The 23,801-nt window shown below is 65.5% G+C and carries 22 protein-coding genes; 14 read left to right on the plus strand and 8 right to left on the minus strand.

All coding sequences use genetic code 11. The features are described 5' to 3' along the window. Positions 1 to 72 precede the first annotated feature (72 nt). Positions 73 to 2,148: a DNA gyrase/topoisomerase IV subunit B gene (locus EL272_RS07230; protein ID WP_061786988.1), complete on the plus strand. Its 2,076-nt coding sequence runs from the start codon at positions 73 to 75 to the stop codon at positions 2,146 to 2,148. 104 nt (positions 2,149 to 2,252) lie between these two features. Here EL272_RS07230 and EL272_RS07235 read toward each other — a convergent pair whose 3' ends face one another. From EL272_RS07235 to EL272_RS07250, 4 genes are read right to left on the minus strand one after another with little or no spacing between them, the layout of a single operon-like run. Beyond that, positions 2,253 to 2,804, minus strand: a complete 552-nt coding sequence (locus EL272_RS07235) for a ClbS/DfsB family four-helix bundle protein (protein ID WP_061786987.1) — start codon at positions 2,802 to 2,804, stop codon at positions 2,253 to 2,255. A 51-nt stretch (positions 2,805 to 2,855) separates the two neighbouring features. Continuing rightward, the gene (locus tag EL272_RS07240) at positions 2,856 to 3,344 is read right to left on the minus strand and encodes a beta-class carbonic anhydrase (RefSeq protein ID WP_014846556.1); all 489 of its coding nucleotides are present in this window, start codon (positions 3,342 to 3,344) and stop codon (positions 2,856 to 2,858) included. Next, positions 3,341 to 5,776, minus strand: coding sequence for a DNA gyrase/topoisomerase IV subunit A (locus EL272_RS07245; RefSeq protein ID WP_061786986.1), 2,436 nt, complete (start codon positions 5,774 to 5,776; stop codon positions 3,341 to 3,343). The genes EL272_RS07240 and EL272_RS07245 overlap by 4 nt, the downstream gene beginning before the upstream one ends. Positions 5,777 to 5,784: 8 nt before the next feature. Then, the gene (locus tag EL272_RS07250) at positions 5,785 to 6,825 is read right to left on the minus strand and encodes an App1 family protein phosphatidate phosphatase (RefSeq protein WP_061786985.1); all 1,041 of its coding nucleotides are present in this window, start codon (positions 6,823 to 6,825) and stop codon (positions 5,785 to 5,787) included. A gap of 30 nt (positions 6,826 to 6,855) precedes the next feature. On the opposite strand from EL272_RS07250, the gene EL272_RS07255 reads away from it, so the two are divergent. Genes EL272_RS07255 through EL272_RS07270 form a run of 4 tightly spaced genes read left to right on the plus strand, consistent with a single transcriptional unit; the run spans position 6,856 to position 10,403 of the window. Continuing rightward, the gene (locus EL272_RS07255; RefSeq protein WP_014846559.1) at positions 6,856 to 7,434 is read left to right on the plus strand and encodes a DUF5998 family protein; all 579 of its coding nucleotides are present in this window, start codon (positions 6,856 to 6,858) and stop codon (positions 7,432 to 7,434) included. Beyond that, positions 7,431 to 8,543 carry an alkaline phosphatase family protein gene (locus tag EL272_RS07260; RefSeq protein WP_014846560.1) on the plus strand — a complete coding sequence of 371 codons (1,113 nt, stop codon included), beginning with the start codon at positions 7,431 to 7,433 and terminating at the stop codon, positions 8,541 to 8,543. The genes EL272_RS07255 and EL272_RS07260 overlap by 4 nt, the downstream gene beginning before the upstream one ends. Beyond that, positions 8,543 to 9,772 (plus strand): glycosyltransferase, encoded by a 1,230-nt coding sequence (locus tag EL272_RS07265; protein ID WP_014846561.1) that lies wholly within the window; start codon positions 8,543 to 8,545, stop codon positions 9,770 to 9,772. Before EL272_RS07260 ends, EL272_RS07265 begins: the two co-directional genes overlap by 1 nt. Then, complete coding sequence (locus EL272_RS07270) at positions 9,765 to 10,403, plus strand: thymidine kinase (RefSeq protein WP_014846562.1); 639 nt, start codon at positions 9,765 to 9,767, stop codon at positions 10,401 to 10,403. Before EL272_RS07265 ends, EL272_RS07270 begins: the two co-directional genes overlap by 8 nt. Positions 10,404 to 10,408: 5 nt before the next feature. Here EL272_RS07270 and sepH read toward each other — a convergent pair whose 3' ends face one another. Next, positions 10,409 to 11,308, minus strand: coding sequence for a septation protein SepH (sepH, locus tag EL272_RS07275; protein WP_061786984.1), 900 nt, complete (start codon positions 11,306 to 11,308; stop codon positions 10,409 to 10,411). Positions 11,309 to 11,451: 143 nt separating this feature from the next. On the opposite strand from sepH, the gene EL272_RS07280 reads away from it, so the two are divergent. Then, entirely contained in the window at positions 11,452 to 11,748 is a 297-nt protein-coding gene (locus EL272_RS07280) for a DUF4193 domain-containing protein (RefSeq protein WP_014846564.1), read from the plus strand. Between the two features lie 6 nt (positions 11,749 to 11,754). On the opposite strand, the gene EL272_RS07285 is transcribed toward EL272_RS07280, so the two are convergent. Then, positions 11,755 to 12,048: a DUF4235 domain-containing protein gene (locus tag EL272_RS07285; RefSeq protein WP_014846565.1), complete on the minus strand. Its 294-nt coding sequence runs from the start codon at positions 12,046 to 12,048 to the stop codon at positions 11,755 to 11,757. A gap of 81 nt (positions 12,049 to 12,129) precedes the next feature. Here EL272_RS07285 and dut point away from each other — a divergent pair, with 81 nt between their 5' ends. The 3 genes from dut to EL272_RS07300 are packed head-to-tail and all read left to right on the plus strand — an operon-like array spanning position 12,130 to position 13,630. Next, complete coding sequence (dut, locus tag EL272_RS07290; protein ID WP_041696420.1) at positions 12,130 to 12,564, plus strand: dUTP diphosphatase; 435 nt, start codon at positions 12,130 to 12,132, stop codon at positions 12,562 to 12,564. Between the two features lie 17 nt (positions 12,565 to 12,581). Next, the gene (locus tag EL272_RS07295) at positions 12,582 to 13,274 is read left to right on the plus strand and encodes a DUF3710 domain-containing protein (protein WP_061786983.1); all 693 of its coding nucleotides are present in this window, start codon (positions 12,582 to 12,584) and stop codon (positions 13,272 to 13,274) included. Next, positions 13,271 to 13,630 carry an OB-fold nucleic acid binding domain-containing protein gene (locus EL272_RS07300; RefSeq protein ID WP_014846568.1) on the plus strand — a complete coding sequence of 120 codons (360 nt, stop codon included), beginning with the start codon at positions 13,271 to 13,273 and terminating at the stop codon, positions 13,628 to 13,630. Before EL272_RS07295 ends, EL272_RS07300 begins: the two co-directional genes overlap by 4 nt. A gap of 7 nt (positions 13,631 to 13,637) precedes the next feature. Here EL272_RS07300 and EL272_RS07305 read toward each other — a convergent pair whose 3' ends face one another. Continuing rightward, positions 13,638 to 14,300 carry a potassium channel family protein gene (locus EL272_RS07305; protein WP_014846569.1) on the minus strand — a complete coding sequence of 221 codons (663 nt, stop codon included), beginning with the start codon at positions 14,298 to 14,300 and terminating at the stop codon, positions 13,638 to 13,640. 9 nt (positions 14,301 to 14,309) lie between these two features. After that, positions 14,310 to 14,966, minus strand: coding sequence for a potassium channel family protein (locus tag EL272_RS07310; RefSeq protein WP_051015134.1), 657 nt, complete (start codon positions 14,964 to 14,966; stop codon positions 14,310 to 14,312). Between the two features lie 101 nt (positions 14,967 to 15,067). On the opposite strand from EL272_RS07310, the gene EL272_RS07315 reads away from it, so the two are divergent. The 5 genes from EL272_RS07315 to EL272_RS07335 all read left to right on the plus strand — a co-directional run bounded on the left by EL272_RS07315 (position 15,068) and on the right by EL272_RS07335 (position 23,652). Beyond that, positions 15,068 to 17,041, plus strand: coding sequence for an APC family permease (locus tag EL272_RS07315; RefSeq protein WP_014846571.1), 1,974 nt, complete (start codon positions 15,068 to 15,070; stop codon positions 17,039 to 17,041). Further along, entirely contained in the window at positions 17,038 to 18,168 is a 1,131-nt protein-coding gene (locus EL272_RS07320; RefSeq protein ID WP_061786982.1) for a class I SAM-dependent RNA methyltransferase, read from the plus strand. The genes EL272_RS07315 and EL272_RS07320 overlap by 4 nt, the downstream gene beginning before the upstream one ends. Before the next feature lie 85 nt (positions 18,169 to 18,253). Beyond that, positions 18,254 to 20,929, plus strand: a complete 2,676-nt coding sequence (gene acnA, locus EL272_RS07325; protein ID WP_061786981.1) for an aconitate hydratase AcnA — start codon at positions 18,254 to 18,256, stop codon at positions 20,927 to 20,929. A gap of 205 nt (positions 20,930 to 21,134) precedes the next feature. Then, a complete protein-coding gene (gene ald / locus EL272_RS07330) occupies positions 21,135 to 22,259 on the plus strand; it encodes an alanine dehydrogenase (RefSeq protein ID WP_014846575.1) in 1,125 nt (374 codons plus the stop codon). Beyond that, a complete protein-coding gene (locus EL272_RS07335) occupies positions 22,249 to 23,652 on the plus strand; it encodes an amino acid permease (protein ID WP_014846576.1) in 1,404 nt (467 codons plus the stop codon). Before ald ends, EL272_RS07335 begins: the two co-directional genes overlap by 11 nt. Positions 23,653 to 23,801: the final 149 nt, after the last annotated feature.

The raw sequence follows: 23,801 nt of genomic DNA on the forward strand, positions 1-23,801 counted from the left end.
CCCCTCCTCGGGGCGCAGCAGCCGTCGAACCTCTTGCTGACGTGGCTGCTTGCTTCCCGGTAACCTGTCCCGGTGCGTTCGAACCCCAACACCCACACCCCCCGCGACTACGGAGCCAAGAACCTGCTGGTCCTGGAGGGCCTCGAGGCGGTGCGCAAACGCCCGGCCATGTATATCGGATCCACGGACACCCGTGGCCTGATGCACTGCCTGTGGGAGATCATCGACAACGCCGTTGACGAGGCCCTCTCCGGTTTCGGCGACCGCATCACGGTAACCCTCCATGAGGACGGCTCCGTCGAGGTCGTGGATCACGCCCGCGGCATCCCCGTCGACAAGGAACCGCGCACGGGCCTCAGCGGTGTCGAGGTGGTCTACACCCGGCTCCACGCGGGCGGGAAGTTCGGGAACTCCTCTTACAACGCAACCGGTGGGCTTCACGGAGTTGGTGCCTCCGTGGTCAATGCGCTCAGCTCCCGCCTGGACGTCGAGGTGGACCGGGAAGGAGCCACCTGGGCCATGAGTTTCCGGCGCGGGGTGCCCGGGATCTTCGGCGGCGAAGGACCGGATGCTCCCTTCACCCCGGCCTCAGGTCTGCGGAAACTTGGGCGGGTGCCGAAGAACCGCACGGGAACCCGGGTGCGCTACTGGAGCGATGAACAGATCTTCCTCGCCGACGCCGGTCTCTCCCTGCCCCAGCTCCACGACCGGGCGCGCCAGACCTCCTTCCTCGTCCCGGGTCTGCGCCTGGAGGTGACCGATGCCCGCGGGGGAGAACGCGAAACAGAGGTGTTCCTCCACGAGGGAGGCATCACGGAGTTCGTGGATTTCCTGGCGAAGGACGCCCCGTTGACGGAGGCGCTGCGGCTGACCGGCGGTGATTCGTTCACCGAGACCGTGCCGATGCTCGACGAGGCCGGGGTGATGACCGCCACCGACGTGGAACGCAGCCTCGAGGTCGACATCGCGGCGCGGTGGGGCACCGGATACGACAACCAGGTGCGTTCCTTCGTCAACATCATCGCCACCCCCAAGGGCGGTACCCACGTATCCGGTTTCGAACGGGGGGTGGTAAAGGCATTCACGAAGGCCCTCGACGGGACCCGGTTGTTGAAGAACGGGGACGAAATCGTCAAGGACGACTGCCTCGAGGGACTGACCGCAGTGGTCACCGTCCGGCTCGCGGAGCCGCAGTTCGAGGGACAGACGAAGGAGGTGCTGGGCACCCCTCCCGTGCAGCGCCTGGTGGCGCGTATCGTCGAGAACGAGCTCACGGATTTCCTGACCAGCTCCAGGGCCGCGACCAAGCAGGTGGCGCGAACCCTCATGGAGAAGGTGGTGAACGCCTCCCGCGCCCGCGTCCAGGCCCGGGCGCACCGCGAGAACCAGCGCCGGAAGAACGCCCTCGAGTCGTCGTCACTGCCACCGAAACTGAAGGACTGCCGCAGCGCCGACGGCGAGTTGAGCGAGCTGTTCATCGTCGAGGGTGACTCGGCGCTCGGCACCGCGAACACAGCGCGCAACTCCGAGTTCCAGGCGCTGCTGCCGATTCGCGGCAAGATCCTGAACGTGCAGAAGGCCTCCGTCGGCGACATGTTGAAGAACGCCGAGTGCGCGGCCATCATCCAGGTGGTCGGCGCCGGTTCGGGACGCACCTTCGAGGTGGACGCAGCACGCTACGGCAAGATCATCTTCATGGCGGACGCCGACTCCGACGGAGCCCACATCCGCTGCCTGCTCGCCACGCTGTTCTTCCGCTACATGCGTCCCCTCGTGGAAGCAGGCCGGGTCTATTCGGCGGTTCCCCCGCTGCACCGTTTCGAACTGATCAATCCGAAACGGGGCATGGAGAAATACATCTACACCTACACCGACGGGGAGTACCAACGGAAGGCCGCGGAGCTGACGAAGAAGGGGGTGCGGTTCAAAGAACCGCAGCGTTACAAGGGGCTGGGTGAGATGGACGCCCATCAGCTGGCGGAAACCACCATGGATCCCAGGCGTCGCACCTTGAGACGCCTGACCGTGGACGACGCGGAACGAGCGGAGGCCGTCTTCGAGATGCTGATGGGCAATGACGTGGCGCCGCGCAAGGAGTTCATAGTCGCGGGCGCCTACGCGCTGGAATCCGACCGCATAGACGTCTGAGGAAGGCTTGTTCACGGGCCACCCCTCGACCGCGAAGCCCTCGATCGGGGCAGACCTGGGGATGGCCGTGAACGAGCCTCGTGGCACCCGGAACAACACCGCCCCTAAGGTCGGGGTGTGGAGCGCAATTCCTTGAGATGAGCGCGGATCTTCCTCAATGCCCAGTCGTAATGGCTGGATGTCGCGGATGTGCAGTAGGAGCCCAGGGTCGTCGTTCCCGTCCAGGCGAACCGGCCCTTCTCGAACAGTTCGGCGTTGCTGAAGGAGTTGATCAAGGCCATCACCTGTTCGTGGGAGGAGCGCACGAGTCGTTCTGCCTCCTCCAGTGTGGTTGACTGGTGCTGGCACCAGAACTGCTCGTTCAACTTGCCGTAGGTCCTCCAGTTGTGGGGTGCGGGCAGGAACGGCCTTGATTGCCCGTTCCTGTTGTCCCTCACCCAGGTCAGCAGAAGCTGGTGCCATTCGTACAGGTGCGTCAGGACGTCCCGAACGTTCTTGTCGCGCTGCCAATGAGCCTCTTTCCTGTTGCCCCCGCCGCTGAAGTCGAACGAAACGGCGTGCTCGTGATCGCTCATCGAATCGCACAGCGCGCACAGTTCTTCGAACCGCTCGGCCGCTAGGTGAACCAACTCATTCCTGGACGTCGGTTTCGGCATGGCCTCCACATCTCTTCTCGGGTTTTCGCAAGGCCACGGGCGGCGGGGTTTTCAGAAGATCTGCTCCAGCAGGCCGGTGTCCACGTCGTACATGAATCCCCCCACCTTGGCTCGGTTCTTGATCAGGGGATGGGCCAGCACCGCGGAGACGTCTTGCTTCAAACGGCTCATCTGGTCCGGGCTGGCGCCGAAACTCAGCCACGTGGCGTCCATTCCGTTGCGTTCCGCGATCGACTGGTGCAACGCCTCATCGGTTCCGGACATCGCGCAGCGGGTGTGTGGGATGAGCATGATCCGTTCGACGTGGAGCAGCTGGACTGCCAGCACCAGGCCCGTCATTGTCCAGGGCGCCACCCAGCCGCCGGGGGAACGAAGGATCTTGGCGTCACCGGGACCGAGACCGACCATGGGCAACGGGTCTATGCGTGAATCCATGCAGGTGACGATCGCGACCCCGGCGTGAGCGATGCCATCGATTCCCTTCCGGGAGAAACTTTCCGCATAGCTGCGGTTGGCGGAGAGCAGGTCGTCGAAACTCATGGGATCAACTCAACCACTTCAGGGGTGCGCCGGGCCCCGAGCGCCTCGACCACCCCCTTCAGGGAAACGCCGGAACCGTCGCGTTTCGGCGTGGGTTCCGGCAGGGCAACCGGCGTGCCGTCCGAGGCCGCGGCGGTCACGAACCCGCCGATGGCGGCTGCGATGAGGGCCGTTTCCCCCTTCAGGAAACGCTGGCACCTGACCCCTCCGGTGGCCCGGCCCTTGGTCGGGTACTCGGCCAGAGGGGTGACCTTGGCGCCGCCCGTGGTGTGCCCGAACAACGAATCCGGCGCCCCCGCGATCGTGACCACCAGGTCAGTTGCGGGATCCACCCCGCCGAAGAACAGCACCTTCGCGTCCTTCGACAGCTTCACCCCGGCGACGCCGCCACCAAGGCGTCCCTGCGGGCGCACCAGGTCGGCGGAGAAATGCAGCAGCTGCGCATCCGAGGTGATGAACGCCAGGTTCGGGGATTCCAGTTCCACCGCGCCCACGACCTCGTCGCCCTTCTCGAGGCGGATCACGTCCCACGAATCCTTCCCGATCACCTCGGGATTGACCCGTTTGACCACGCCCCGCAGCGTCCCCAGGGCCAGGCCCGGACCCCCGGGGTCGAGAGAGGTCAGGCCGACCACCCGTTCCCCCTGCTCCAGGGGCCACAGCTCCCGAGACTCGGAACCGCCCTGCAGGTTCGGTGCCGTGGCGGTCAACGGCACGGTGGGAAGTTCGATGGCCCTGGCCCGCAGCAGGCGCCCCGTGTTGGTGATCACCCCGAACTCGGCGCGGGAGGTGACCCTGATCGCGGCCACGATCACGTCGTGTGCAGCCCTGGGACCCGTCATGGGCAGGGGAGCGGCGGAGTCGGTGCGGGCCGCGCGTCCCGTGGTGGACAACAGCACCCAGCACGGCTCGTCGGGAACCTCCAGGGGGGCCGCCGATCTGACCACGCCATCGGCGGCCAGCAACACCGTCCTGCGGGGGGTTCCGAACCGCTCGGCCATTTCGTCCAGTTCTGAGGCCACCAAAGCGTTCAGGACCGTGTCGTCGTCCAGGATTCGCTGCAACTCGTCGATGCGGGCAGCCAGTTCGTCGGCCTCAGCGTTCAGCTCCAGCGTGGAATACTTTGTCAGGCGGCGCAGCTGCATGTCCAGGATGTGGTTCGCCTGCACCTCGTCCAGGTCGAAGGCTCCCATCAACCGGGTACGCGCCTCGGCGGCGTCCTCGCTGGAACGAACGATGGCGATGACCTCGTCGATGTCGACGATGGCCAGCAGCAGCCCCCTGACCAGGTGCAACCGTTCCCGAGCCTTGCCAAGGCGGTGCCGGGCGCGGCGGATCGTCACCTGGAGCCGGTGATCCAGGTAGACCTCCAACAGCTGCTTCAGGGTGAGGGTCCGCGGCTGCCCCTCCACGAGCGCCACCGCGTTGATGGCGAAGGTGTCCTCCAGTTTCGTCACCCGGTAGAGCTGCTCCAGCAGGGCCTCGGGGTTGATGCCGTTCTTGACCTCCACCACCAGCCTGGTGCCGTTGGCCAGATCGGTCAGGTCCTTCACCCCGGCAATGCCGACCAGTTTGCGTGAGTCGATGCCCTTCTTGATCTGTTCGATGATCCTCTCCGGACCGACCAGGTAGGGCAGCTCGGTGATGACGATGCCGCGGCGGCGCGCCGAGACCCGTTCGATGCTGGCCCTGGCCCTCACCTTGAAGGAACCACGTCCGGTGGCGTAGGCGTCACGGATGCCCTCGAGACCGATTATCCGCCCCCCGCTGGGGAAATCGGGTCCGGGCAGGTGCCGCATCAGCTCCTCCAGGGAGACCTCCCGGTCCCTCAGGAGCGCCTTCAGCGCGGAGACCACCTCCCGTAGGTTGTGCGGGGCGATGTTGGTGGCCATTCCCACCGCGATCCCGGAGGCGCCGTTGACCAAGAGATTCGGCAGGGCCGCTGGCAACACCTCGGGTTCGGTGTCCTTGCCGTCGTAGTTCGGCCTGAAATCGACGACGTCCTCGTCCAGACCCGCGGTCATCGCCACCGCGGGATGGGCCATCCGGCACTCGGTGTAGCGCATCGCGGCCGGTCCCGCATCGAGCGACCCGAAATTGCCGTGACCGTCGACCAGGGGCAACCGCATCGCCCACGGCTGCGCCATGCGCACCAGGGCGTCGTAGATGGCGCTGTCGCCGTGCGGATGCAGCACACCCATCACCTGACCGACCACACGGGCGCACTTCACGTGCCCCTTCTCGGGTCTGACGCCCATGTCGTCCATCGAGAACAGGATGCGCCGCTGGACGGGTTTCAGACCGTCGCGCGCATCCGGCAGGGCACGGGCATAGATGACGGAGTAGGCGTACTCGAGGAAACTGGACTCCATCTCCTCGGTGACGTCGACGTCCAGGATGTGTTCCTCGAACTCCTCGGTGGTTTTGGCCATGGGCTGGTTCAGATCTCCTTGAGCCGGATCAACGGGCGTAGCTTATCGGCAAGTCCGTCCCCGTCGGGTGCGCGGACCTCCGGGGCCAGGTCGGGGGTCCAATCCCAGATGTCCGGGGTCTCGGTCAGGGTGCCGTGGGCCAGGGCGTGTTCGCCGGGGGTGAGCTGGCGGATCGCGCGGGCCACGACGTGGTCGGGTTGGAGGCTGGCGAACTCGGCGTACAAGTCCGGGTCGTGCTGGCCGTCGTCACCGACCAGCAGCCAGCGGATGTTGGGCAGGTCCCTGGCGAGCTCCCGCAGACAGGTGCGTTTGTGGTGGGCCCCGCTGCGGAACCAACCAGTGTTGGTCGGCCCCCAGTCGGTCAGCAGCAGTGCGCCGTGAGGGAAACCGTGGCGTTTCAGGAAACGCGTGACCATGGGGTAGGTGTTCCAGGCCCCCGTAGAGACGAAGATGAGCGGCGCACCCGGATGGGCAGCGATCAGCTCCTGGAACAGGCGCGACATACCAGGGACGGCCTGACGGGCCTGTTCGGTCAGCACCAAGGAGTTCCAGGCCGCGACCATGGGGCGGGGAAGCCACGTGGACAGAATGGTGTCGTCGATGTCCGAGACGATCCCGAAGGTCTGGTTCTCGTCGATCACATGGACCGGAGCCCAGTTCGAGGCCCCACCGGCACCCTCGATGAGCACCTGGTGCCATCCGACGGGCAGACCGTGGTCGCGGATCCGGACATCTATGTAGCCGCCCCGGTCGGCCTGCACCGGGACCCTGAGATCCCCGATCACGATCTCGGCCCTGGAGGTCACCTTCGCGGCGGCGATGAAATTGCGCCATCCGCGACGGTGCAGCAGGTCGGTTGCTGCCTGCGCGATTCCCGCGTCCTTCGGGGGTCGCAGCACGACCCGCGCGAGGACACGGACCTGCCTCGTGGTGCCGAAACCGGTGTACGAGGTGATGCATTCCTGCCAGCCGCGGCGCAGCAGGAAACGGTTCAACACCCGGTTCAGGCGATCCTCGAGGCGGGCGGCGAAGAAGGGCCGGGACTTCATGGTGTCTCAATTTAGTGGAAGAATGGCCGGGTGATTCAGCTGTCCCCCGAGGCCTCCAAGGCCGCCGCACTCAAGAAAGAGGTGGAGGACTGCCGGTTCTTCCCCGAACTCGTCTGGGCGAGTATCTCCGGGGCGTTGGGGAAGCAGAGGATGCTCGGCTACCTCGTGCATCACGAGGCCAGCTTCGCAACGGGCGATCTGCAGCGACACCTCACGGCGCTCGTGCTCACCGACAAACAGCTGATCATCAGCCATACCGACGAACAGGACGCCGGCTACCCGGATCGCGCCATAACCAGCGCTGAAGTGGTCGCCCTCAGGGCCATCCACTCCGTCGTGGTGACCCGTTCCGTGCACCACCCAGAGAAGTATCCCGCCAACGGATCGCAGCTCGTCGAGGCCTGGCTCACCCTGGCGTGGGGAGCCGCATCCCGGCTGGACATCGGCCCCGCGACCTGCGAGGACCCGCAGTGCGAGGCGGATCACGGATGGACCGGAATGTCGGTCCCCAACGACCTGACCGTACGGATGAGCCCCGCGGGTGACGGATGGCAGAGCGTCGAAAAGCTCATGGCCTTCGGTTCCCTGCTGCAGGAGCACGTCGGATGAGCGACCTGGTGCTGCCCGACTACGAGGGCGCCTGCCTGAACAATCTGCTGCCCAGCGTCGCTGCCCGCCTGCTGGGGGGGACCCCGGTGCTCGACGTGCCGCGGGCGGCGCGATACGTCATCCTGCTGATCGACGGCCTGGGTTGGTTTCCCGTTGCCGAACACAGCCACGACAGCGACCTGTTCGCCCCGGGACTGGGAAGGGCCATGCGCCTGACCTGCGCGGTGCCCTCGACCACCGCGACATCCCTCACCAGCATCGGCTGCGGTTCCGCTCCCGGAAGCCACGGGATGGTCGGCTACTCATTTCTCGACCCGGATCGCCGCTGCGTGGTGAACGCCCTGACGTGGGCGGGCGGCCCCGCCGATGTCGAGGGTTTCGCCTGCGAACCGACGCTCTACCAGCGGATGCGTTCCCGGGGGATCACCAGCGGCTGCGTCAGTCTCGCCCGGTTCAAGGGCAGCGGACTCCAGAGGCTGGCCTTCGGCGGGGCCGAACACCTCGGAGTGGAGACGGAGGGCGATCACCGGGCGTTCATCGGCCTGGTCACCAGGGCCCTGCGCGACCACGAGGTGGTCTACGCCTACGAACGCGGCCTCGACCACAACGGGCACGCCCACGGAGTGGGAAGCTGGCAATGGCTGGACTCGCTGGTCCGGGCGGAGGAACTCGTCACGGACCTGGTGGAAGCGCTCCCGGAGGATACGTGCCTGCTCGTCACGGGCGACCACGGCATGGTCGACGTCCCCAAGCAGCACCAGATCACGATCGAGGATCACCCGGGGCTGATGGGAGCCTGGCGGGTGGGAGGCGAACCCAGGTTCCGGCAGCTCTACGACCAGCGACCCGAGCGACTCGCCAAGGCCTGGGCCTCGGAGCTGGGGGAGCGGGCAGAGGTGTGGCTGCGCGACGACGCGATCGAGGCGGGCTGGTTCGGCGATGTGACCGACCGGGTCCGTTCCCGCATCGGCGACGTGCTTGTAGTCATGCAGGGCGACTGGGCCGTCCACACCCGGAACCTCCCGAAGGAGTTCGGGCTCCACGGCCAGCACGGCTCCCTCACGGCCGCCGAGATGTACGTGCCGCTCTTCACGTTCGGGCCGCAATAATGCACGTCGCGCTGCTGATAGACGACTTTTTTCCCTCCTCCGGCGGGATCGGCCGCTCCGTCGAAACCCAGATCCAGGAACTGACGGATCTGGGACACCGGGTCAGTCTCATAGCCCCGGACCGGCACCTGGAGAAACCCAGGAGCTGCCGCGTCATCGAGTGCCCGACCATCTACGTCGAGGGGCTTCCCGCCCATCTGAGCATCCTGCACAACTCGGAACGCCGCGCCCGGCTGATCACGAAGTGCGCGCGTTTCGACGTGGTGCACACGCAAACCGAACGGGGGGCCCTGATACTCGGCGCCAGGATCGCGAGACTGCAGGGCATCCCGCATCTCCACACCTTCCACGCCAATGTCGCAGGCACCCACCAGACGGTCAAGGCCGCCATATTCGGCACTTGGCTCTACCAATTCCTCATCAATCCGTTGCTCACCAGGGCGGCGGGGCGGGCCTCCAGTCGTTCCCGGCTGGTGCCCCGGAGCCAGGAACCCGGTGGGCTGGCGGCACGGATGGACTGGGCCTCCTTCGCCGACATAGCAGGCAAGGTCGACGCCTGGACCGTTCCCAGCCCCTTCATGAAGGACCTGGTGGAGACAGCAGCCACCCACCGGGTACCCGGATACGTGGTTCCCACCGGCGTCGGACGGGGCATGCTGGATGCCATCTCCCAAGTCCGCAGGGAACGATCCGACGAGGCGGTGCGGTTCACGACCGTCGGGCGGCTGGCGAAGGAGAAACGCCTGGACGTGCTGGTGCGGGCCTTCCGGCGTGCCGGCATACCGGGTTCGGAGCTGGTGATCGTCGGGGACGGAGACCAACGTCCCCTGCTCAAGATGCTGGCCGCGGGCGCCGGAAACATCGACTTCCGGGGCCATCTGCGTTCCCTGGACGCGATCGCCTACGAACTGGTCAACTCCGACGTGTTCGTGTTGACGAGTCACCGGTTCGACTCCCAGGCGCTGGTGCTCTCCGAGGCCGTGGCGGCGGGGCTGCCGATCCTCTACTGCGACGATCGCCTGACCGTGGCGACCTCACCGGAATCCGCGCTCCTTACCGAACCGGACATCAGTTCCCTGGCGGCCGGGATGCGGAAACTCGCCGATCCCGGGCGGCGCGCCGCGATGCGTTCCGCTTCCCGGGGCCTGCTCGAAGAACTGACCCCTCGGCACACCGCCGAGACCTACGTTTCCATCTACGAGGAGCTGATCGGAGCCAAGAGTGCCTGAACTCGTCTTCCACACCGGTCCCATGGACTGCGGAAAGTCGACCCTTGCCCTGCAGCTCGACCACACCCAGTCCACGCACGGCAGGCAAGGCCGGATATTCACGTCCCGGGACCGCTCGGGCAGGGCACGGATTTCCTCCCGGCTGGGCCTCGAAACGCCGGCCACCGAGGTGGACGAGGAATTCGACTTCTGGACCCACGTCATCGCCCAGCTGGTGGCGGGCAGGCGGATCGACTATCTCGTCTGCGACGAGGCGCAGTTCTACACGGGGGAGCAGGTGGAACAGCTTGCCCGGGTCGTGGACGAGCTGCAAATCGACGTCTACACTTTCGGGATCCTCGCGGACTTCAGAACCAAGTTGTTTCCCGGATCGCAGCGGCTGGTGGAACTGGCCGACCGGGTGGAGACCCTCCCCATCGGCCCATTGTGCTGGTGCGGTGCGAAGGGCACCCACAACGCCCGCACCGTCAACGGCCTGATGGTAACGGAGGGCTCCCAGGTGGTGGTGGGGGACACCGGAGCAGGGGAGATCCGCTACGAGGTGCTCTGCCGGGCCCATCACCGGCGGCGCATGACCGCGACCCGGGCCCGCGCCACCCTGGGAGAGGATCCCCTGCCCTTCGGGGAATGAAAGGTTCAGCGGGACGATGGGCCGCCGAACAGGATCTCGTCCCAGCTCGGGACACGGGCCCTGCGGCGGTGCCGTGACCTGGGCTGCGGCGCGGTGTCCTCGGTATCGGTTTCGACCAGGGAATCCTGGGCCGGCCCGATCAGGGAGGTTTCGACGGTGTCGGCGGCATCGGCCTCCGGTATCCCGGCGAAGTCGTCGATCACCTCGGTCTCCTCGAATTCCTCCTGCCCGTCCTGCTCCTGCGGGGTTTCCTCCCCGGAGGACTCGTCGTCGATGCCCACGTAGATCCGCACCGAGTCCTCGCTGACACCGCTCAGCATGTCGTAGAGATCGTCGAGCTCGGAGGTGGCTGGGCCCTCGTCGAAGCTGCCGGTGGGGACGTCGTCGCCCGGGAGGGGAGGGGGAGTGGTGGGTTGCGTGGTTGCGCGCACCAGAGCGAACTCGTCGTCGAAATCTACAGTGTTCTCGTTGTCGGGGTCCTTGCTGCCGGGCAGTTCCTCACCGATCATCCACCGCGCGTCCGGGTTGTCGGCGATGGTGAAACGGCCGCGGGGATCGAAGATGAACTCCGCCCGCCGCTCGTGGCTCTCCAGCACCCCCACCAACCGCCATTTGCGGTCGGGTTCCCGCCACGAATCCCAGGCGATGTCCTCCGAATCGATCCCGCGGGCCTGTAGGCGGGTGGAGATGAGTTCCTGCAAACGGCGATGTCCTGAACCGTCACCCCGGCGTCTGACCGCGCAGTCCAGGGCGGTACTGGTCATGTGCTCGCGCTCCGCGAGCACGGGAAGGGCGAACCCCTCTATCCGCGCCGGGTCCACCCCGGCCTCCGTGGCCACCTCGGTGAGCGTGGCCCCTCCACGGATGCGGGACTGGATCTCCCGCGGGCTCAGTGCGCTGTCCATGCAAACTCCCCTTGTGTCTGATTGAACAACCTACCAGCCGACACAGCCGGAACCCGGGACTTGCGCCACGCTCAGGATGTGGTACACATAGCCCCGATCAATTTCGGGACGAACCGACGGCGAGACCAGGAGGGACCACGGACATGGCCACCGACTACGACGCACCACGCAAGAGTGACGAGGAGATGAGCGAGGATTCGCTCGAGGAACTCAAGACACGCCGAAACGACAAGAACTCCGGCAAGGTTGATGAGGACGAGGTCGAGGCGGCTGAATCGTTCGAACTGCCGGGGGCCGACCTGTCCCACGAGGAACTGACAGTGCGGGTACTGCCACGGCAGTCGAATGAATTCACTTGCGCATCCTGCTTCCTCGTCAAATCCCAGAGCCAGTTGGCCGAGACCAAGGGCGATCTCAAGTACTGCGTCGACTGCGTCTGACCGGGATCACAGATCCATCTTGTTGCGCAGCCGGCCCGGGCTCCTGCGACCGGTGTTCGAGAACCAGCGACGCTGCATGTAACGGTTCATGGTGAGCTGCGCCATGCCAACACCGACCCCGCTGCACAGGGCCCAGATGAGCGCCTGGGTGAGTGGGGTGTCGGGGTCGTTCGGATCGGGAGGAACGTCTCCCGTGGCCGCTTCCCAGGCCTTCGTCACAACTTTCTGGGCCAGAAGAGTGGTTGCTGCGCCGAGCACACCCGCGTAGATCTTCCACAAAATCTTTTCTTCAACGGCCATGACAAGGTCCTTTCGATGTTTCTCGGGACTCCCATTATGTCCCGGGTCCCGGATGGGCCGCAGCCGCGCTAGATTGACCGGGTGCCTGAGATACCAGTGGTCGTGGACGCCCTCGAGTACCTGCCGGGCTATGCCAGGTCGGGGGATGCGGGCGCCGACCTGCGCATCACCGAGTCCGTCACCCTCCAACCGGGGGAACGCAGGCTGGTCGGCACCGGGGTGCGCATCGCCCTTCCCGCGGGCACTTTCGGGATGGTGACGCCCAGATCCGGGCAGGCCGCGAAGCGTGGCCTGGGAATCGTCAACAGCCCCGGCATCATCGATTCCGGCTACCGCGGCGAGATCCGCATCTGCCTGATCAACCTCGACACGAAAACGGCCGTGGAGCTTCAGGAGGGCGAGCGGGTGGCCCAACTGGTGGTCGTACCCTTCATTTCCGCACAGTTCATTCCGGTCGCCGAAATCGATGAGACGGAGCGCGGCCAAGGCGGTTATGGTTCAACCGGACAACAGTGAATCCACGAGGGAGCAGCATGAAACCCACCGATGAGAAAACGGTCGAGGAGACCATCGATGAGGAAACGGTCGAAGAGACCGATGACGACGAGGAGATCGTCGATGAGATGACCGATGAGGAGAAGTGGGCCGAGATCGACGAATTGTTCGACCGCTACGAGGGTCCCTTCGACATCGAAGAGGTGGACCTGGACGAGGACGATGTCCAGCGGATAGACCTCGGGGCGCTCGTGGTCACCCCGTTCGAGGAGATGCAACTGCAGCTCCAGGTGGACGAACCCCGGCAGCGGGTCCAGTCCTTCCTGGTGGGGGACGGGGCATCGGCCATGGAGGTCGCGCTGTTCGCGGGTCCGAGGCGCACCTCGATGCTCGCCGAGATCCGCGAGGAGATCGCGGCGGCAACCGAGAAGGAGGGCGGGGAGATCACCCTCCTGGAGGGCCCCTTCGGGGTGGAGCTGCGCCGTCAGCAGCCCGTCACCGACGCCCAGGGCAGGCGCGGAACCCATGTTTCCCGCACCTGGCTGGTCGGGGGGCCCGGATGGGTGCTGCGCGGGATCGTCTTCGGGCGCGCCGCCCTCGAACCGGAGAATGAGGACGCGAGCATCGCGCTTCTCGAGTGCTTCGGCAATCTCGTGGTCCGTAGAGGAACCGCCCCGGCCGCGCCGGGCAGCCTCATTCCCCTGACGATTCCGGACCTGGAGCAGAAATGACCGGCGGGCAGCACGGCCTCATGCGGCGGCTGCGGCGATTCCTCTCCCCGGCCGAGGAACTGGAGGCCGAGGACCTGAAGGAGCGGTCACGCGACTGTGGCGCCAGCCCCCTGTCCGAGTGTTGTGATCGCTCCAGGGTGAAGGTGCGGGGCACCGTCCGCTGGGTCACCAGCCTCGACATGGGCGGCGTGGAGGCGCTGCTGACCGACGGCACGGGCAGCATAGAACTGAACTGGACCGGTCGCCGCCGCCTGGACTGCATCACGCCCGGCTGTGACCTCGTCGTGCAGGGCCGGATCTCCTCCGGCGACAACGGGCGCATCATGTACAACCCCGAATTCGAGGTCGTCAGCTGACACTGGGTCAGTCGGTGGAGGCGAACATCGAGCTGAGTTCGCCCTCCGCGTCCTGACTGGCCACGAACAGCATCTCGTCCATGGCCTCGAGGGCACCGTCGCGTTCGGGGACCAGCGGGATGCCATCGCGGATGATCGCCACCAGGACCACTTCTCGGGGCAGCTCCAGATCACGGATCCGGCGCCCGACGAAGGGACTCTGCCGGGGCAACCTGATCTCGGAGAGGTTCGTCGTGGACTTGGTGAAGGTGAACAGCCGCACCAGGTCGCCGGTCGCGACGGCCTCCTCCACCAGGGCCGACATGATGCGGGGCGTGGAGACCGCGACATCCACTCCCCAGGCCTCGTCGAAGAGCCACTCATTGCCCGGATGGTTGATGCGCGCCACCGTGCGGGGCACCCCGAACTCCGTTTTCGCCAACAGCGAATGCACCAGGTTCACCTTGTCATCCCCGCTGGCCGCGATCGCCACGTCGCAGTTCTCCAGTTCGGCCTCCTCCAGGGTCTGGAGTTCGCAGGCGTCCGCCTGGAACCATTCCGCCCCGGGGACAGAATCGGGGTTGATCGCCATCGGGTCCTTCTCGATCAGGAGCACCTGGTGACCGTTGCTGATCAGTTCACGGGCGATGGACCGGCCGACGTTGCCGGCTCCGGCGATGGCTACTCGCATGGTGATTCCTCACAGATCTCGGGAACGGGTCGGGGGAGCGGCGAACAGGGATTCGACGTCGTCGGTCCTCTCGGTCTCGCAGGCGACGAAGACCAGGTCCCCGTCCTGGAAAACGGTCTGGGAGTCCGGAACGATGCCGCGGCCCGTGCGGGAAACGAACGGTATCGGGGCCTGGGCCGCCGCGGACAAGTCCCTGATGCGCTTTCCCACCCAAGCCGAGTGGACGTAGATCTGGAGCAACCGCACGGTCCCCGAGGGGTCCCGCCACACGGGTTCGCTGCCCTCGGGCAGCAGCCTGCGCATCACCTGGCCCACGGTCCAGCGGACGGTGGCGACGGTGGGGATGCCCAGCCTCTCGTAGACGGCGGCCCTGCCCTGGTCGTAGATGCGGGCCACCACATTGTCCACCCCGTATTGTTCGCGAACCACCCGGGCGGCCAGGATGTTGGAGTTGTCGCCGCTGGAAACGGCCGCGAAACCGTCTGCGTGCCGGATGTCGGCGGCCTCCAGCACCTCCCGGTCGAAACCGACCCCGCTGACCGTGGCCCCCTGAAAATCGATCCCGAGCCGCCGGAACGAATCCACGTTGACATCGATCACCGCCACCGAATGGCCTCGTTTCTCGAGGCCCCGGGCCAGCATGGAACCGACGCGGCCACAGCCCATGATCACGATGTGCACTTGCGTCTCCCTCCCGGTCCGGCGGATCCCGGACGCAGATCCGACGGTATCGCAATCACCCTGCCATGGGTCTACCGTAGGGCCTCGTGAACATCTATCAGGCGCTGAAGCGTGTGTTCGTCGGCCGTCGCCTGGCCAGTGCACAACTGGGGGAAACGCTTCTCCCGAAACGGCTTGCGCTGCCCGTGTTCGCCTCGGACGCGCTGAGCTCGGTCGCCTACGCACCCGACGAGATTCTGATCACCCTGTCCTTGGCCGGGATGACCGGTTACCTGTTCTCGTGGCAGATCGGGCTCGCGGTCGGGGTCGTGATCGCGGTGGTGGCGATGTCCTACCGGCAGACCGTTCGTGCCTATCCGACTGGTGGAGGGGACTACGAGGTAGCCGCGTCGAACCTGGGCAGGCACGCAGGACTGACCGTGGCGTCGGCGCTGCTGGTCGACTACGTGCTGACGGTCGCCGTCTCGGTTTCCGCCGGTGTGCTCAACGCCAAGGCGATGCTCCCCGGGATAGACGGCTACGAGGTGCCCATCGCGGTCGGGGTGATCGTCGTCCTGGCACTGATGAACCTGCGGGGCGTCAGGGACTCCGGGGGGGTGCTGGCCTGGCCCACCTACGTCTTCATGTTCTCAATGCTCTTGATGCTCGCCATCGGATTCTTCCGGATCCTGGTCCTGGGGCATTCGCTGAAGAGCGAGACCTCCGACCTGACGGTGATCGGTGCCCAGGGCGCCGACCAGGCCTTCGGGTGGGTGCTGGTCGCGATCATCACCCGGGCCTTCTCGTCGGGCTGCGCCGCGCTGACCGGCGTGGAGGCCGTGGCCAACGGCGTGCCATCGTTCCGCCCCCCCAAGAGCCGCAACGCCGCCTCGGTGCTCGGGTTGCTCGGGTTGATCGCTGTGACCATGCTCGTCGGGATCGTCCTGCTGGCAAACCTGACCCGTGTGCACCTGATCGACGAACTGACAGGAACCCACTACCTGAAGCCGGACGGCTCGACCATCCACACCGCGGCGGTGACCGTGACGGGACAGCTGGCGCGCACGGTCTTCGGCGACTGGTTCGTTCCGGGTTTCTACGTGGTCATCATCGCCACCCTGTCGATCCTGTTCCTGGCCGCGAACACCGCTTTCAACGGTTTCCCGAGCCTGGCTTCGATCCTCGCCAAGGACGGTTATCTGCCCCGGCAACTCCACACCCGCGGCGACCGGTTGGCCTATTCCAACGGGATCGTGCTGCTGGCCGTGGCGGCCATCGCCCTCGTCTGGGGTTTCAACGCCTCCGTGACGGCCCTGATCCAGCTCTACGTGGTCGGGGTGTTCATCTCCTTCACCGTCGGACAGACCGGGATGGTGCTGCACTGGAACCGCGCGCTCCGCGTCGAGAAGGACCGGGGCGAACGACGGCGCATGCAACGATCCCGCGTGGTGAACCTCCTCGGCGCGGGAATGACCGCCGTGGTGCTGGTGGTCGTGCTCATCTCCAAGTTCACCCACGGCGCCTACCTCGCCCTGGTTGCCATGGGATTGATGTACCTGCTGATGGTCCTGATCCGCAGACACTACGACCAGGTCAGGGATGAACTGGCCCTCCGCCCCGAATCCGACCGGGCACTGCCGAGCCGGGTCAGGGCGGTGGTGCTGGTGCAACAGGTGAACCTGCCCACCGCGAAGGCCATCGCCTACGCGAAGGCGGGTCGCGCCACATCCCTGATGGGGGTGACGATCTCCGTCGATGACGAGGAGGCGCGCGAGCTCATGGAGGCGTGGCGGAGGGAGGATTTCGGCATTCCGTTGCGCGTGATCGCATCCCCCTACCGGGAGATCACCCAGCCCTTCATCCGCTATGTGGCCGAGATGCGCACTGAGAACCCCAGGGACGTGGTGGCCGTCTACATTCCCGACTATGTGGTGGGGAACTGGTGGGAGCGACTGCTCCACAACCAGACCACCCTGCTGATCCGCACCAGGCTGCACTACATGAGCGGGGTGATGGTGATCTCGGTGCCCTACCAGCTCAGCAGCTCGCGGCGCCGCGAGGCCAGACAGGGCACCAGATGATCGAGGTCGAACTCGAACGGGTGGCCCACGGTGGTGTGGTCGTGGGGCGCTTCGACGGCAAGGTGATCTTCGTCACGGGCGGACTGCCCGGGGAGCGGGTGGTCGTAGAAATCACCGAGAAGGGCAGCCGGTTCGATCGGGGACGCGTGATCCGGGTTCTCGAGGCCTCCCCGGGACGGGTGGAGCCCCCGTGCCCGATCGCCGGAGAGTGTGGTGGCTGTGACTGGCAGCACGCCAGTCCCGAGCTCCAGCTCGACCTCAAGACGGCCGTCGTCGCGGAGCAGCTGTCCCGATTGGCGGGAATCACCTGGCCCGGGCGGGTGGAGGCCATCCAGCCGACGGTCAACTGGCGCACCCGGATGAGGTACTCGGTCAGCGGTGGTCGCGTGGGGCTACGCGGGCGGCGATCACACGAGGTTGTGTCACTGCCCGAGACGGGATGCCTCGCCGCTGCACCCGGCCTGTTCCCGGCTCAGTTGAACGAACTCGCGGAAGGAGCGGAATCGCTCAGCGTGGTTCGCGCGGCGAACAGGGTCAGCGTGCTCGCCGATGGAAAACTCCTGATCGGCCCACCCCGGGTCCGCGAGAAGGCGGGAAAGTTCTCCTTCCAGGTGGCAGCCTCCGGTTTCTGGCAGGTACACCCCAGGGCGGCCGAGACCCTGCTCGACGCCGTCATGGAAGGGCTCAAGCCCAGACAGGGGGATCTGGCGCTCGATCTCTACTGCGGTTCGGGGTTGTTCGCCGCGGGCCTGGATCACTCCGGGGCCGAAGTTTTCGGGGTGGAACTGGACCGGGAGGCTGCTGCGAATGCCCGCGTCAACGTGCCCCGGGGGCGTTTTCTGGCGCTGTCGTTGGCGAAGGCACTGCGACGGCTCCCTTCCGGGGTCGATCTGGTCGTCCTCGACCCACCCCGGCGGGGAGCGGGGGCCGCCGTGGTGGCGCGCGTGGCGGATCTCGCGCCCAGGGCCGTCGCCTACGTCGCCTGCGACCCGGCGAGCCTGGCCAGGGACCTGGCGGGTTTTGCGGTACGCGGATATGAGGCGGACCGGATCCGTGCCTTCGACCTGTTTCCGATGACCCATCACGTGGAGTGTGTGGCCATCCTGAAACCCGCCACGAGAACCTGAGGCGTTCACCGGCTTTTTGGGAACAGGGCGTCGCCGTGATATCTTGACGTCAAGATATGTGGCGTGAGGCGGACCAAGGAGAGCTATGAGCGTCAACAGCTTCGGGGCCAGGTCATCCCTCGAGGTGGGTGGCACCACCTACGAGATCTTCCGGATCGACGCGGTGGCAGGACACGACAGGCTGCCCTACAGCCTCAAGATCCTTCTGGAGAACCTGCTGCGAACGGAGGACGGCGTCAACATCACCGCCGACGACATCCGGGCGCTCGGGAACTGGGACGCGGGAGCCGAACCGAGTCACGAGATTCAGTTCACCCCCGCCCGCGTCATCATGCAGGACTTCACGGGTGTGCCCTGCGTGGTGGATCTCGCGACCATGAGGGAGGCGGTCACGGCCCTCGGGGGAGACCCCGCCAAAGTGAACCCGCTCTCCCCGGCGGAAATGGTCATCGACCACTCCGTCATAGCCGAGGTGTTCGGAACCCCGGCTGCCTTCGCCCGGAACACCGAGATCGAATACCAGCGCAACCGAGAGCGCTACCAGTTCCTGCGCTGGGGTCAAACCGCATTCGATGATTTCAAGGTGGTGCCCCCGGGTACCGGCATAGTCCATCAGGTCAACATCGAACACCTGGCGCGGGTCGTCTTCCCGCGTATCGTCGACGGTGTCCTCCAGGCCTACCCCGACACCTGCGTCGGCACCGATTCCCACACCACCATGGTCAACGGACTCGGCGTGGTTGGATGGGGGGTCGGCGGCATCGAGGCCGAGGCCGCCATGCTGGGGCAGCCGGTCTCCATGCTCATCCCACGGGTGGTCGGGTTCAAATTGACCGGCCGGCTCCCCGAGGGGACCACATCCACCGACCTGGTCCTGACCATCACCGAGATGCTGCGCCGACACAAGGTGGTCGGGAAATTCGTGGAGTTCTACGGCGAGGGGGTCTCCCAGGTGCCGCTCGCCAACCGCGCCACCATCGGGAACATGAGCCCCGAGTACGGTTCAACGATCGCGGTGTTCCCGATCGACGGGAAAACCATAGACTACCTGCGCCTGACCGGGCGCGACGAGACCCAGATCGCCTTGGTGGAGGCCTACGCCAAGGCCCAGGGACTGTGGCATCTAGACGATCACGAACCCGACTACTCCGAGTACATCGAACTCGACCTCAGAACCGTGGTGCCGTCCATCGCCGGGCCGAAACGTCCCCAGGACCGGATCCTGCTCACCCGTTCCCGCGACAGCTTCCGCGAGGTGCTGCCCACCTACACGGGCACCCCCGACGCCTCGGTGCCGGTAACCCTCGCCGACGGCACGTCCTTCGAGCTGAGGAACGGCGCCGTCACCGTCGCATCCATCACATCCTGCACCAACACCTCCAACCCGTCCGTGATGCTGGGCGCGGCCCTGGTGGCGAAGAAGGCTGTCGAGCGGGGAATGACCCGGAAACCCTGGGTCAAGACATCGCTGGCGCCCGGCTCCCAGGTGGTAACCGACTACTACACCAGGTCCGGGCTCGGAGACTACCTGGACGCGATCGGGTTCAATCTCGTCGGCTACGGCTGCGTGACCTGCATCGGCAACACCGGCCCTCTGATTCCCGAGGTCTCGGCCGCCGTGAACGAACACGATCTGGCCGTGGCCGCGGTGCTCTCCGGCAACCGGAACTTCGAGGGCCGGATCAGCCCGGACGTGAAGATGAACTACCTCGCCAGCCCGATGCTGGTCATCATCTACGCCCTCGCCGGCACCATGGACATCGACCTGTTCAACGACCCCATCGGCCGGGACCGCAACGGAAACGACGTGTTCATGCGAGACCTGTGGCCCACCCAGGCCGAGATCGAGGACGCCATCAGCTCATCAATCAGTTCCGAGATGTTCGCGTCCCGCTACGCCGACGTGTTCACCGGGGACGAACGCTGGCGTTCGCTGCCCACCCCAAGCGGGGCGGTCTTCGAATGGGACGAGGAATCCACCTACGTACGCCGGGCCCCCTACTTCGACGGAATGCCCGAAGAACCCATCCCCGTCGAGGACATTGGGGGCGCCCGGGTGCTGCTGAAGCTGGGGGATTCCGTCACCACAGATCACATCTCCCCGGCGGGAAGCATCAAGCCGGACTCCCCGGCGGGCGCCTACCTCGCGTCCCGGGGAGTGGGCCGCCGGGACTTCAACTCTTACGGATCCCGGCGTGGAAACCACGAAATCATGATCCGGGGCACCTTCGCCAACATCCGGCTGCGGAACCAGGTGGCGCCCGGCACCGAGGGTGGTTTCACCCGCGACTTCACCCTTCCCGGGGCCCCGGTGACCACCGTCTACGACGCGGCCCAGAACTACGCGGCCGCAGGGATTCCGCTGGTGATCCTGGCAGGCAAGGAGTACGGGTCCGGATCCTCCAGGGACTGGGCGGCCAAGGGCACGGCTCTGCTCGGGGTGAGAGCCGTCGTAGCTGAGAGCTACGAGCGGATTCACCGCTCCAACCTGATCGGGATGGGGGTTCTTCCGCTCCAGTTCCCCGACGGGGTCTCCGCTGACTCCCTCGGGCTGACGGGGGAGGAGATCTTCACCGTCTCCGGCATTACCGAGCTGAACTCCGGTATCACCCCGCGCACGGTCAGGGTCACCGCCACCCGTCCCGACGGCACGGTGACGGGATTCGACGCGATCGTGCGGATCGACACCCCCGGGGAGCGGGCCTACTACCTCAACGGCGGCATCATGCCCTACGTACTGCGCAACCTGGCGAGGGCCTGAACGGCCCTCACCGGACCTCCGTGAGGCCCCTCTGGGTCCTCGCGGGGTGGTGCCATCCCCGGTTTCAGCAGCTCAAGGCCTTGTCGTAGCCGAAAATGAGGGGGGTGGTCGCAGGTGTTGACCCTTGTCGTACTAGTGTCAGTATCAAGCAAACGCATGGATGCCCAAGGTGGGGCAGCCAGAAACAATTACGAAGGAGTAACACATGCGTATCGCAGTCCCGACCGAGGTCAAGAACAACGAGTTCCGGGTCGCCATCACCCCCGTTGGCGTCCATGAGCTCGTCAGGAGGGGCCACGAGGTCTACATCCAGGCGGGTGCGGGCGTCGGTTCTTCGATCCCGGATGAGGAATTTGTCGCGCAGGGTGCGAAGATCGTCAGCAACGCCGCCGACACCTGGGAGGTTGGCGAGATGGTGATCAAGGTGAAGGAGCCGATCTCCAGCGAGTACCAGTACCTGCGTGAGGACCTGACCCTGTTCACCTACCTTCACCTCGCGGCCGATCGTCCCCAGACCGATGCTCTGCTCAAGGCAGGCACCACTGCGATCGCCTACGAGACCGTTCAGCTGCCCTCCGGTGCGTTGCCGCTGCTCTACCCCATGTCCGAGATCGCAGGCTCCTTGGCCCCCCAGGTCGGTGCCCACGCTCTCATGAAGGCCCAGGGTGGGCGCGGCGTCCTCATGGGCTGCATCGGTGGCGTTCCCAGCGCCAAGGTCGTAGTCCTCGGTGGCGGTGTCGCGGGCCAGAACGCGGCCAATATCGCCATGGGTCTCGGTGCGGATGTCACGGTTCTCGACACCGACCTCGACAAGCTGCGCAACACCTTCTGGAGGTTCCACAACCAGGTACACGGTGTCGTGAGCTCCGCCCTCACCGTGCAAGAGCACGTCCTCCAGGCCGATCTGGTGGTCGGCACGGTGCTCATCCCCGGCGCCAAGGCCCCGAAGCTCGTCACCAACGACATGGTCGCCGAGATGAAGCCCGGATCGGTGCTGGTGGATGTCGCCATCGACCAGGGTGGCTGCTTCGAGGACTCCCACCCGACCACCCACGACGATCCGACCTTCCCCGTCCACAACTCGCAGTTCTACTGCGTGGCGAACATGCCGGGCGCGGTGCCGAACACCTCCACCTGGGCGCTCACGAATGCCACTCTTCCCTATGCGGTCCAGCTCGCCGACAAGGGCGCGGCCCAGGCGCTGAAGGACAACCCCGCGCTGGCCAAGGGCCTCAACACGGTCAAGGGCAACCTGACCTTCGCGGGCGTTTCCGAGGCGTTCAACCTGCCGCTGATGCCCCTGACGGAAGCGCTGGATCATGTCGGATGACCCCACAGCATCAACGCAGGCCGCCGAGGGGCAGGAGCATCTGCAGCGGAATCTGAAGAACCGCCACATCCAGCTCATCGCCATCGGCGGCGCCATCGGAACGGGCCTTTTCATGGGTTCGGGCAAGACCGTTCACCTGGCGGGACCATCGTTGCTGTTGATCTACCTGCTCATCGGGACGATGCTCTTCTTCGTGATGAGGGCCATGGGTGAGCTCTTGCTCCACAATCTCGAGTACAAGTCCTTCCAGGATTTCGCCCGAGACATGCTCGGACCGTGGGCCGGGTACTTCGCGGGCTGGACGTACTGGATTCTGTGGGTCGTCACGGCCAGTGCAGAAGTCGTTGTCATCGCCGGTTACTTTGATTTCTGGATCAAGGACATGACCTGGTCGATGATCTGTACGTTCATTCTCCTGATGGCTTTGCTCGGCTGCAACCTGTTGACGGTCAAGCTGTTTGGTGAGATCGAGTTCTGGTTCGCCCTGATCAAGATCATCGCCATCCTGCTTCTGATCGTTGTCGGCATAGGGATGATCCTGGTGAACTTCCAGTCTGCATCGATCACTCACCTGTGGAGTGCCTATGGTCCGTTGGGAATCTTCCCTGCCAATGGTGACAACTTCTTGGCGGCTTTCCAGATCGCGGTGTTCGCGTTCATCGGTATTGAGTTGATCGGAACGGCTGCGGCCGAGACCTCCGATCCGCACAAAACCCTGCCGAAAGCGATCAACGCCATACCGGTTCGGATCGTGATCTTCTACGTGCTGGCCTTGGCGGTCATCATGTCGGTCACTCCGTGGGACAAGATCGATCCGGGCATGTCACCGTTCGTGAACCTGTTCAGCATGGTCGGGTTCGTCGCTGCTGCAGGAGCCATGAACTTCGTGGTCCTGACCTCTGCTTCCTCCAGTGCGAACTCAGGGATCTTCTCGACCTCCCGCATGCTGTACGGGCTGTCCCAGTCGAAGCAGGCGCCCGAGTCCTTCGGACATCTGTCGAAGCACCAGGTTCCGGCCAAGGCGTTGATACTGTCAGTGGCACTGACGTGTGTCGCCTTCCCGATCCTGGTCATCGGTGGGTCGGTGATGGAGGCATTCACCATGGTCTCCTCGGTATCGGTAGGACTGGTGCTGTTCATGTGGTCGTTGGTCCTGGTGTGCTACATCCGCTATCGGAAGTTGCATCCCGAGGCTCACAAGAATGCGGCATTCCGAATGCCGGGTGCCGCCTTCATGCCGTGGGTGGTGCTGGGCTTCTTCGGGTTCGTGGTCTATGTGTTGTTGCGTTATGACGACACCCGGATAGCCTTGGGGCTGACGCTCCTGTGGTTCGTGGGATTGACGATTTCGTGGTTCGTCAGAAAGAAGGTCCACGGAGGCGTTTCTCGGTAACGAGTGCCCAATTCCGGATAAGGAATTAGTTGGTGGGGTGCGGGGTGACCCGTGCTCCACCAACTCTCGTTTGATGGCCTGACCTGCTGATCTGCACTTCAGTTTTTCCGGAGGCGCCCGACGATGAGTTGCCTCTGGGGTGTCCGATT

It is taken from the genome of Arachnia propionica, assembly GCF_900637725.1.
Classification (GTDB): Bacteria; Actinomycetota; Actinomycetes; order Propionibacteriales; family Propionibacteriaceae; genus Arachnia; species Arachnia propionica.